Annotated in this window: 7 protein-coding genes and 2 pseudogenes; all 9 read left to right on the plus strand. The window is 40.9% G+C overall.

Going from position 1 to position 12,065, the window contains the following annotated elements:
- The first annotated feature begins 639 nt into the window (after positions 1 to 639).
- Complete coding sequence (locus tag BXY_RS01885; RefSeq protein WP_004314797.1) at positions 640 to 1,227, plus strand: DUF3575 domain-containing protein; 588 nt, start codon at positions 640 to 642, stop codon at positions 1,225 to 1,227.
- A 7-nt stretch (positions 1,228 to 1,234) separates the two neighbouring features.
- Positions 1,235 to 2,776: a DUF3868 domain-containing protein gene (locus tag BXY_RS01890; RefSeq protein ID WP_015531082.1), complete on the plus strand. Its 1,542-nt coding sequence runs from the start codon at positions 1,235 to 1,237 to the stop codon at positions 2,774 to 2,776.
- 55 nt (positions 2,777 to 2,831) lie between these two features.
- Positions 2,832 to 4,418 carry an Mfa1 family fimbria major subunit gene (locus BXY_RS01895; protein ID WP_208946907.1) on the plus strand — a complete coding sequence of 529 codons (1,587 nt, stop codon included), beginning with the start codon at positions 2,832 to 2,834 and terminating at the stop codon, positions 4,416 to 4,418.
- 3 nt (positions 4,419 to 4,421) lie between these two features.
- Positions 4,422 to 5,393 (plus strand): FimB/Mfa2 family fimbrial subunit, encoded by a 972-nt coding sequence (locus BXY_RS01900; RefSeq protein WP_004314794.1) that lies wholly within the window; start codon positions 4,422 to 4,424, stop codon positions 5,391 to 5,393.
- A 21-nt stretch (positions 5,394 to 5,414) separates the two neighbouring features.
- Positions 5,415 to 7,884: pseudogene (locus BXY_RS01905) on the plus strand (fimbrial protein).
- Between the two features lie 43 nt (positions 7,885 to 7,927).
- Positions 7,928 to 10,195, plus strand: coding sequence for a DUF4906 domain-containing protein (locus tag BXY_RS01910; protein WP_008022261.1), 2,268 nt, complete (start codon positions 7,928 to 7,930; stop codon positions 10,193 to 10,195).
- Between the two features lie 27 nt (positions 10,196 to 10,222).
- Positions 10,223 to 11,011, plus strand: coding sequence for a hypothetical protein (locus BXY_RS01915; RefSeq protein WP_008022262.1), 789 nt, complete (start codon positions 10,223 to 10,225; stop codon positions 11,009 to 11,011).
- 59 nt (positions 11,012 to 11,070) lie between these two features.
- Positions 11,071 to 11,454 carry a DUF4469 domain-containing protein gene (locus BXY_RS01920; RefSeq protein WP_004310750.1) on the plus strand — a complete coding sequence of 128 codons (384 nt, stop codon included), beginning with the start codon at positions 11,071 to 11,073 and terminating at the stop codon, positions 11,452 to 11,454.
- Positions 11,455 to 11,506: 52 nt separating this feature from the next.
- A pseudogene (locus BXY_RS01925) lies at positions 11,507 to 12,065 on the plus strand (AraC family transcriptional regulator); the annotation flags it as partial.

Consider the following 12,065-nt stretch of genomic DNA (forward strand, 5'->3'; position numbering starts at 1 on the left):
TAATTGTAACTGTAACCATGGGATTTTTTTTAAAGTTTGTAATAAAAAAGTATGTATATACAGCCCCTTGGACTGTGAATTCCGTTTGGTTTATTGAGAATATTCCCATGGTTATCGGGACGGAATTCTTCTTTTTATAATAAATTGATATACAGTGTATTATAGATACTGTTTTTTGGTTTAAAACCAAGGAGCCGTTCCTTTTAAAGGAACGACCTGTTTCTCACCGAGGAACGCCTTGTTCCTTTTAAAGAAACGGATGGTCCCTTAAAATCCGGGAACAAAACTAGCTGTAATATTCTGATCTTTCAAAACGCATAGTTGAAATACCACAAGTAATATGTAAATATAAATAATCATTCTTATACATCGTTTGTTTTGCGCGTGTATAAACGTTCAGTATGTCACAAAAGATAATTGAATAAGTTGGATAATAATTTAACAATGTTTATCCGATAAGTCCTTTTTATAGTTATCTAACCCTCATTTAAGTGATTTATAGAACTATTTTGAACGAAACTTCGGAATCCATGTGCAATTTCAGAACGTTTTACTTTAATATATATTTATTTTGTAATTTCGCATTCGATAATCATTTATTAACGCAAGCAAAAGCAAAATATTCAATATACGCATCTGATGAAAATACAATATATAGCAATTCTACTTTTGATATGTTGGGGAAGCATTTTAAAATGTTCGGCCCAAAAGGTAGCAGTAAAAACAAACCTGTTCTACGGTGCATATTCAGGTACTCCTAACTTGGGAGTAGAGTGGGGACTTTCTCCACGCACTACAATAGAACTTGGCGCCGGACTTAACTGGTTTACACCCAATAAAGCATCTTCAAATAAAAAACTGGTGCACTGGCTCGGTACAATGGAATATCGTTATTGGACATGTGAAAGATTTAGCGGACATTTTTGGGGGATACACATAATAGGAACACAATATAACATAGCCGGTCATCACTTGCCACTTTTATTCGGGGATAATTCCAGCCATTACCGATATGAAGGATGGGGAGCAGGAGGAGGCATCTCGTATGGTTATCACTTCCTTCTTAGTAATCGTTGGAGCCTTGAAGCAAATATAGGTGCAGGATATGTGCGGCTACATTATGACAAGTTCCGGTGTAAGACTTGTGGTGAAAAGGTCGGAACAGAAAACCGCAATTATTTTGGACCAACTAAAGCTGCAATCTCACTTATATTTCTTATAAAATAATACAACCATGACAAAATTAAGATCATTCCTATACCTGTTAATCATATTCCTGACCATTTCTTCTTTATCATACGGAGAAGAAAATCCCAAGAAATGGTATACAGGAATTATACAGCCAACAGCTCTTGAACTACAGCAAGCGGGAGATTCATTACATATTCAAATACTTTACAACTTTGATAATATACAAGTCAGCTCCAATCATTCTATAGAACTGATACCAGTATTGATTGCTGCAAACCATCAGATGGAATTGCCGGAAATATCCATTAAAGGTCGTAAGAACTATCAGAATCTGAAACGTAAACTTGCTTTGATGAATACGCAGGAACATGCTTTTTACCAGTCAGAAGCTCCATACTCCATATTAAAAGGGTATGGAATGACTGGAAAAGAACAGATTCGGTACTCGTTGACAATTCCATTCGAGCCATGGATGAAGGATGCATATCTGAATGTAAAGAAAGAAGTGATGGGCTGTTGCAGGCCAGGCAGGTTACTATCAGCTATTCCTCTTTTTAGTGCTGTTACTTTGGAGAAACTTCCCGTCCCTTATCAAATCACTCCACATATTAGTTACGTACAGCCAAAAGTTGAACCAGTCAAAAGTCGTGAGATGTCATGTGAAGCATTTCTGGACTTTGTCGTATCAAAAACCGACATTAAACCGGACTATATGAATAATCCGATTGAACTAAAAAAGATATCCTCCATGCTTGCCGAAGTGAAAAATGATACAGCCATTACCATTCGTGGAATATCAGTCATTGGTTATGCTTCACCGGAGGGTTCTGTCCTTTTTAACAAACAGCTTTCCGAAGGACGTGCAAAGGCACTTGTTAATTACCTTCTCCCTCGTTTCCCTTTCTCTAAAGAATTATACAAGGTGGAATATGGTGGCGAAAACTGGGAAGGACTACGTAAAATGGTTGCAAGGTCTGACATGGCAGAAAAGGATGGAATTCTTCATATTATAGATCACATACCAGTTGAAATAAACTACCGAACGAATACCAGTCGCAAGAAATCGTTGATGTTATATAAACATGGCAATCCTTATCGGTTTATGTTGCGTGAGTATTACCCACATCTGCGTAAAGCAATCTGTAAAATAGAGTACGATGTTCAGAATTTTAATATAGAACAAGCAAAAGTGCTGATTCATAGTCGGCCACAAAATTTGAGTCTGAATGAAATTTATTTGGTTGCTCTAACTTACAAAAATGGTTCACCAGAGTTTATCGAATTATTTGAAACAGCCGTTAGCGTCTTTCCTGATGATAAGATTGCCAATCTGAATGCCGCTTCGGCTGCACTTTCACGTAAAGACACTCTTTTGGCAGAAAAATACTTAAAGAGAGCAGAGACTTCCACACCGGAATACGAAAATGCCGTGGGAGTATTACATCTGCTAAGAGGTGACTATGAACAAGCAAAGTTACATCTAAATAAGGCTGCTGAATCCGGATTGAAACAAGCAAATCTCAATCTGGAGGAATTAGCCAAAAAAGAAGAGAATATCGAATTGATGAGTAAACTAGATTATTGATTTTTTATATATTATAATTATCTTTTTATTTACAACATTTAAACATTTAACAATGATGAAAACAAGAAGTTTTCTATTATCTACATTGGCAGTTTTTATATTTGCCGGCTGTAGTAGTGAAGATGCCTGGGAAGGGAATATTCCGGGTGGTGAACTGGATGGCAAAGCGTATCTGTCGCTTTCGCTGCAAAGTCACACAGCTACTTCAAGAGCAGTGAATGTAGAAGAAAAACCGGGAAGTTCTGGGGAAAGTAAAGCAGGGGCCGTCAAAGTTTTATTATTTGACGAGGATGATGTGTGCCTTGATGTGGCTGATTTTGATGGTTTGACCGTTGGGAATAGCGGAGGAGAATCCGGTGGAACAGGGACCCCGGAAGCTGTAGCTAGCGATGCAAAATTAGTACCAGAGAAAACAAAAAAAGTATTTGTGGTTATCAATCCTTACACCGACGGGAGCAAAGGGTGGAATTTAACTACGGATGCTGTAAAAGGTAAACCTTGGTCTGCAATTAACACTGCTATTGAAGCAGTTATTGCCAACATCGCTACCAATGATAATTTCATGATGGCGAGTGCAGGCGAAGGAGCTGGCATAGAAGGAGCATTGATGGGAGTAACGGTGCATAAGCCGGATGGATATACCCAAGACAAAATAGATGCGGCAAAAAAAGAAGCAAAAGACCATCCTGCAGAAATCTCTGTGGATCGATTGAGTGCAAAAGTAGAACTTGCGGTTAAGGATCCTTTTTCTACAAAACCTGACGGTGCCAAATTTACTTTTGGCGGTTGGGAATTAAGCGTTACCAATAAAAGTGTGAAACTGTATAGCGAACTTATCACTTACGATAATGCCACGCCTGGAGCGGTTTATCGTCGGGATAAGAACTATTTAAAGAGCGAACAACCTGATATTAGTGATAATAGTACTATGGAAACTAATATGGATGCAGCTTTCAATTATCTAAAAAATATAGATAGCGAAAGTGAGGAGATGCCTGCTGTTGCACAGAGTAAGGGAACAAGTCTGTATTGTCTTGAAAATACAATGGAAGCTAAGGCACAACAATTAGGATTCACTACCAAGGTGGTAGTAAAGGCACAGTACACTCCTAATAGTTTGACTGAAAATAGTAGCTATTTTTCTTGGAAAGGAAACTATTATACATTAGAACAGCTTAAAACTGAATATAAAAACACTCCTAGTGGCGGACTAAAAACAGACTTACCTATATTCTTAAAGAAAGCAAAGCTCGTGGCTGGAGATGCCGATCAAAGCACTATAGACAATTTTATTACAAACCTTCAAGCGAACGGACTTACTGCGAAAACTGGTATCATCGGACGTTTTTGTGCCGTGCGTTACTATCATGAATCTGTTTGCTATTACGATGTCCTGATCCGTCACGATCAGAATGTAACCGAAAAGATGGCTTTAGGCCGATACGGAGTAGTGCGTAACAACTGGTATCACCTTGAACTTCAAAGCGTGAGCGGCCCCGGAACACCGTGGATTCCCGATCCGTCTGATCCTGACAATCCTACACCTCCGGGTACCGATGATGATGAAGCAGATGCATATATTTCTGTAAAAATCACTATCAATCCATGGACTTATTGGACACAAGGTGTTGATTTGCATTGATAAATGGGAATTAAAAGACACATAAAGAAATACAAAATAATCCTTGCCGCTTTTATAGTGGCAGGGATTACCGGTTGCGATGTCCTTCATGACGACCTTGATCAATGTGACCTCTTTCTAAAATTCCGATATGACTATAATATGGCAAATGAAGATTGGTTCGCCGAACAGGTGGAAGAAGTAAAGGTTTTCGTGTTCGATACGCAAGGAAAATATATACAGACACTTACTGATAATGGCCATTCGCTAAAAAGTCCGGACTATCGTATGCTGATACCCTATCGTTTGAAAGGCTGTACAGCTGTTGTATGGGCTGGAAAAACGGATAAATTCTATCAGCTTCCGACAATGGATACAGGTGATCCAATAAATAAATTAACGCTGAAATATGAGCCGGAAAACAACATAAGTAACAACCATCTTGATGCATTATGGCATAGCGGTCCTCTATTAATGTTTTCTTCGGAAAATATCAGTAATACAGAAAATGTCAGCTTGGTGCGCAATACTAATGATATAACGATAGGCATTACGCGAGGAAATAATCCGGTGGATGCTTCAAAATATGACATACAACTAATAACTGCAAACAATTTTTATGACTATAAAAATAATGTAGGTGAGAGCAGCAAGAATATAATTTACCATCCTTGTTCAGTTGAAGAGGAAGACAGTAAGACCGCCCTACAAACCCGCCTCCATACTCTTAGATTTATTAAGGATGCTGATACGACTTTTTCTATCACCGAAAAAGCGTCAGGAAAAACAATAGACATCGGAGGAAAAACAACTATAAACCTTATTGACTACCTGTTGATGAGCAAACCGAAAATGATGGGCGATCAAGAATACCTCGACCGCAGATACGAATGGGATATCAACATTCGAATCGGAGATAAGGAAGAGAATGGCTACATTGCATTAAGTATAACCATCAATAATTGGACCTACTGGTTCCAACCAACAGATATGTAAATCGTTTTTTGAAACGGAATTATGGCACGATTAAGGATGAATATAACTATCAACATAAAATTTTCGGCAAATATCCTGCTTTTGACAATGTTTGCCCTGTTTACTTACTCTTGTACAAAAGAGAACGAAGTAACAGGCGCACGTATTTACGAAGGAGAAAAGATACCGATGAGTATTAAAATGGGAACGCGCAATGCTACCACCGACAAAGATGAAGTCATAAATTCCGTACGTGCAATTGTGTTTAATGACAAGAACGAGCTGGTATACAACGACGTTTCTGATGCTTCCATAAATGTCGATAGCACATACACCGCTTCTATAAGAGCGGCACGGGGATATAACAACATTTATATCATCTGCAATGAAACATCGGAGCTTGCCGAAAAGCTCGCTGCTATTACACTGGAAAATGAAATAGAAAAAGTGACATTCTCTGCCGTAGGTATCGTTGCTCCTCCGCCCATGTATGGAAATGTGGCACGTGCCTATGTGGAATCCCGCAGTGACGGAAAAAACGCCACAGTAACAATTAATAATATTAAAATGACGGAATTGCCTGTTAGCGTAACCCGCATGGTATCCCGCATCAGCTTTACAGCTATTAAAAATATAACTAATCCGAATGAGGATTTCAAAGTAACCAAGCTCACTGTTAAAGTATGTCGTATGCCGGCCGCCACTCCTATAGAAGAAGGGCGGGCATATACGGAAGATATTTGGTCGGATGACCTTACGATATCAGGAACAGGCGAGCTTGACAAAAATGGCGATTATATTATAAAAGATAATAACTATACTATTCCTGACACAGTGGATTTTATAACAATTCCTGCCACATATATTCCTGAACACTTGCTATCCCAACCTGAAAATGCTTCTCAGGCAACCTACCTTAAGATTGACGCGCAGTGCGTACTTAAAAACGGAAGTTCTCAGGTGCTGAACTGCGTTTACCTCTTGAATATCGGTCAAGAGCCTCCCAAAAACTATAATCTGACACGAAACAACCATTATCAGATATACGCCACCATTACCGGTATGGGTGCAATGGGGTTATATGCGGAAATAGTGGCAATGGAGGAACATGATATCACCATCAACTGGAAACCTATCGACGGACTGGTCATAGTGAGTGACAAGGCAGCAGATTATGACGCGGTTGCCGATACATCCAGAAATGTGAATATCTGGAATGATGTCAGCGTTTATTCAGGTATACTGAAAGCATATCATTCGGAGACGGGATATAAGGATGTATTGTTCAAATATGGCAGCCTGATAGCCGTGCACAGCGGCACAAGTGCGGGTGAGGGTTTTATAGCTCCTACCAATGCCAGTGCATTGAACGATGTACTCTGGTATCCCGGTTCATACGATCCCTTAAGCATCAGCGGGTGGACAGATATTCCCTACCTAAACACAGACGGAATTCCTGCAAATAACACCGTAGACCAAGTTAAAGCCGGGGTGGGAGATCCCTGCAAGTTGGCCGGACTTTCCGAAACCCAGATCAAGGCTCAAAACATTGTGGATAACGGGCAGTGGCACATGGCTACTCCGAATGAAAACCAAGCCCTGATAGCGGCATCGGATAACGAGAATAATTCATACGGTTATCCTTCTTTCCATTGGCTGCTTTCCCCGCATAACCGTTATAGAGACGCGGGCGGTGTATCTCAGGGGGACCGTTCCAATGGATGGTATTGGAACGACGACGCTTCGGTATTCGAATTCTCCGGTAATTCATCGGGTGCAAGTTTCCAAAGTGGCAAGGACAGGCAAAGTGCCTATATGATTCGCTGCGTGCGCAATGAAATACCGGAAAGCAAGATGGAGGCGGGTGCCATCTCCAGTCCTACTTATCAGGGAACCGAAAAAGGTGTAAAAGCTTATTTCGGTATAAAATCCAATGTGCCTTATTGGACGGCAACGCTTGTCACGGGAGAAGGTGCGGGAACAGCGGAGCCTACTGATTTCTCGTTCGCATCGGATGGCACCATCGTACATACGACCCACGGAAGCAATACGGAAAATATCCCTGTATACGTCAAACGTAAAGAAAGTGCTTCACCGCGTTCATTCAGAGTGAAGGTGGAAGGAGTCGGTTTGGACGGACAGACAAGGAGCATACATACTGCTCACCGTCTCGCAAAGCGGATATGATTTACGTGCTACTACCGGATTAAGTAGTCTGGGTAATATATCTCAAACGGGAGGTACTTATACGGTGAGTATCCAGCTTACTCCGACGGATATCTCCATACCTGCCGGAAAACTGTTTTTGCAGGTTATTTATGGAGGCGTCCAAAAGTGTCTCAGTACTAAAGTGAATACTGAACCGAATACGTATAGTTATTCTGTCTCGATAGAAATTCCAGAGAACAGCAGTCCGAGTTCTATCAATCTTACTGTTAATATTCTACTGGCGAAAGATACCGGAGTGACAGTTCCTCTCGGCAGTCCGTCAATTACGCAAAACGGCTACTGATGTCCTCTCCTTGGATGAAAATTTGATAATAAACATATACGATATGAACCTAAGAACAAAATATAAAAGATATTTCCGGGCAGCCTGCACCACCTTGCTGTTGCTGGCGTTCGTGGGCTGTGCAAAAGATAAACTGGTAGAGTACGGTCCCGGTGACGCTACCGGTAAGGTGGTTATGGTCAGCCTGAAAGTCGGTATTCCCCCCGCTGTAGAGCCTGCATCAACGAGCGGATATTCCGCCGCTAAGTCGCTTTTTAGGGATAGGAACGATTCCGGGTTGTCGTTTACAGTGGCTTTGGAACAAGGACAAGAACCACATGAGGTAACTACCCGGGTATCTGACGGCACGACCAAGTTACACAACCTTTGGCTTTTCCAATTCGATGAGCACGGTTCCATTAAGGGAAATCCTCATAAACTGAGTGATGCAGTAACAGCCATAAATGATTTGATGACGATAGACGTCCCCCTCGTAGTATCAGAGAATCAAACCTTGTACCTGTTGGTATTAGGCCCTAAACTTAACTATGATATGAGCGGAGTGAGCACTCTTGATGAACTCAAGAATTGGAGTTTTGACTATCTTATTAATGTAGAAGGGCATACCCAATCGCTTATCACCGCAGATGATGAAGTACCGCTGGCCGGAGAAGTGTCAGGTGTCACTGTGGTGGACATCGACGGTGGTAAGCGTGGTCTGGTAGAATACAACAAACCGGCCGGGTTTGTAGGAGGCATCGAAATCGAGAGGTTGATGGCACGCGTTACCTTACGTTACAAGTTCGAGGTGGAAAATTACCGGTTACAAGGTTTGAAATTGCTGAATGTGAACAATACTATCCGGCTCACCAATCTTAAAAAAAATACCGATGCGGATACATACGCCACATTTGAAATGGATCAGTTGGGTGAGCCCGATTCCAATGGCTATTACTCGGCAACATGGTATGTAGCGCAGAATCGGCAAGGGACGGTTACAACTATTCTAAGTGAAAGCCAGCGCTACTACAAAGTGGTCAATAAGGTGCCTTCAGGTGCTGCGCCGCCACTGGGCACGCAGATAGAGGCATGGGCATACCCTACTACCGGAACAAATGAATACGCGATCTACCAGATATATGTTGGGAATAATAACACCAATAACTTCGATGTGGAACCCAACCATTTTTATAATTTGCGTACTGCCATAAACGCAGAGATAAACTCGGCGAAGAACGATGAACGGATCAGGGCATATACCATCAGCCAGTATGTGGAATTTTTTTCCAGCCTTAACGTAAAGGCTTCTGGGGCGTCATTCAGCACCCTGTACAACAAAACGGGTGCCACTTATGACCTGGATGCAGCTTATAGTGTCCGCCCGATAGTTATACAGACTCAAGGAAGGAAAGTGGAAGTGGAAATATATACTGACGAAGATTGTACGCAGAGAGCCGATAAGGGAAGCAGTTGGCTCCTCCTGTCTTCCTCTTCCAACTATACGGATGCATTCAATAATGTTAAAGAGCCATTGGATACCCGTGTTACGGCAAGTTCCATACTTCCCACTCAGGTGAAGTTTTATCTCTATAATAAGGAATACATTTATGATGATGACGGCAAACTGGTTGACCCGGGTGAATCCGATAAATTAGGAAAGCGTTCTTTATACATTAAAGTAACTACTATGCCAGAGGGTGAAGGAGAAACATTGCAAACTTTCCATATATTCAGACTGGACCAGCGCCCGGCAGTATATGCCGGGTGTTTTGGAGGAGAAAGAGACACTGACGGAAACTATACAATGGGATTGGTGCATGACAGACCGCAACGTAGTGTATACCAGTATGACGTATCATCGGGTAAAGTGGAATATGGTTACGATGGGATTGTGACAGCTGCTCATTCATACGGGACGGATGACGTGTATTATGGAAAAAACGCGACGGTAAACCTGGCCGAGAATATAAAGAACCTTACTTGGAGTGGTAATATACCTGTCCCGCAGAAAGATGCTTCCGGACATATATTGCTATATCAATATCAACACCCGGCTAGTACGTTTAGTGCAAGGGCTTGCTATGATAAGAACCGGGATGAAGATGGAAACGGACGAATAGAAGGGGAGGAGTTAAAATGGTATTTACCGGCATCCAATCAACTAATTGGCCTCTATATCGGCAGTCTATTAGATGCCAGCAGCGGGCAAACAATTACAGAAGATGGAGGTACTTCTGCCAAAAGGTGGTATTACGGGCTTAACTCTTACTATAAGACTGAGGGTGGTGCAAGGTGTGTAAGAGACATCCCTCTCCCTTCCGTTACTTATTAATGATAAAATGAAAATATAAAGAATAAAATGAAAAGAATAACTGTCATAATCTTCGCATCCCTTTTTATCTTGCTAAAGGGATATTCCCAGACAATAGAAGTCTATGAAGATTTAAGAGGAAACAAGTATGCGGCTATTAATTCGAAAGATTTGCCTAAACAAAGGATCAGAGATAAAAGTGCTGTCTTTTATAACAACATTCAATTATACGAGTACACCTCGACTGGTCAAAATACGAATCCTATTACCGATAGTGAGGGCAACCCTGTTTATACAGACAGGATTATCCGGCATATAGATAGCATGTCTGAGGCAGGCAAAATCAATAAGACTGTATCTGCATTTTTTATAGTCTCTCCGGATATCGTATATAGCGATGGCAATGATAGCGAGGGAAAAGACAGTGGAACGCAAACAATGAATTGGGCTACGGCAAATGGCTATCTTGCTACGGCAAACAGTAATAGTTATAGTACGGAGAAGAATATTGCTGTTCCCAAGGGATGCGCAATGTATCGGGGGAAAGACGGTCAGGACGCTCCGGGAACATGGCGGATACCTACACTGCGTGAAGGAAGCCTGATTATGATTTATTATAAGGAATTAGAGGCCACAGCTACCCAAGGTACCGATTGTAAAGCATTTGCCTTATCTGACATAAAACCAACCACCTATTGGTTAGCGACGGAAAATACAACTTCTTCTCAAGCATGGTCAATGACAATTTATCCTGATGCGACAAGAGTGAAATATAAGTCTGCCAGAGATCTCAAGGCAAGCTCCTATTATCTCCGTTGCATCCGGGATATTCCATAGAATAGAAATATAAGTTTGCTCATTCATTTACAAAAGATACAAAATAACTGATCAATCAAATGAAAACGATAAAAGCCGAAATATTAATGATTGAAGGAGCGCCGTTTCCTGTCATCAAAGAAATATATGATCCTTCAAATGAAAGGCGTAATGGGAACATTACACCGGAAGCTCCCATTGTTATCACCGGTCACAATCTGGATATGTTGACATGGGAAAGTACCAATCTATATCTTGTCTCTTCCGTCAATGACAGAATGTTGATAGAATGTGGCGATATCCATAAATATTCGGACGATAAGATTTATATGACAGTTCCTGATATTAATGAAGGTGAATATTTCCTGGCACTGATGATTTTGATGAAAGATAAAGAAAGTTTTTTATACATCTTTCCCATATCTTTGGTGGTACAGTTTGCTCAATCGAAATGGCACGACTGACATCCGTATGATAAAAATAACGGCAAACAACATAATTGATAAATAGCAGTCCATGGAAAAGAACCAGCCATATAAGCAGGATAAAGTATTCGATAATATATTGGAAACAGAAGAGTTTAACGTCTATACTAAAATAGACGATTTACCTCTTGATGAAAATCCTATGTATCTTGAAGAAGGGATAAATGGGATATGCACGGGAGGAAGTGCGTTATTCAATGTTTTTGGTAATAAACGACGGATTGTTTCCAATGATCTGGTAGTCATTTTCCCTTTTCAGCTGGCTTCTGTCACGGAGATTAGCAGTGACTTTTCAATGACGTTTCTAAAAGTACCCAAAAGCCTGTTTATGGATACAATAAGCGGGATATGTATACCTACGCTTGATTTCTTTTTCTATATGCGGAAAAATTTCAGTACTCCGCTATACGATGAAGAGTGCCAACGTTTCATTCACTTTTGCAATATTTTGATTTTTCGTATCAACTTACCCCGCAACTTATTCAGACGGGAGTCTATCATGCAGTTATTACGTGTTTTCTACTGGGATATATATGTGGCTTATAAAAGAAATCCGAAAGCTGCCGAATTAGTAAAATACACCCGTAAGG

This window comes from Bacteroides xylanisolvens XB1A (assembly GCF_000210075.1).
GTDB lineage: Bacteria > Bacteroidota > Bacteroidia > Bacteroidales > Bacteroidaceae > Bacteroides > Bacteroides xylanisolvens.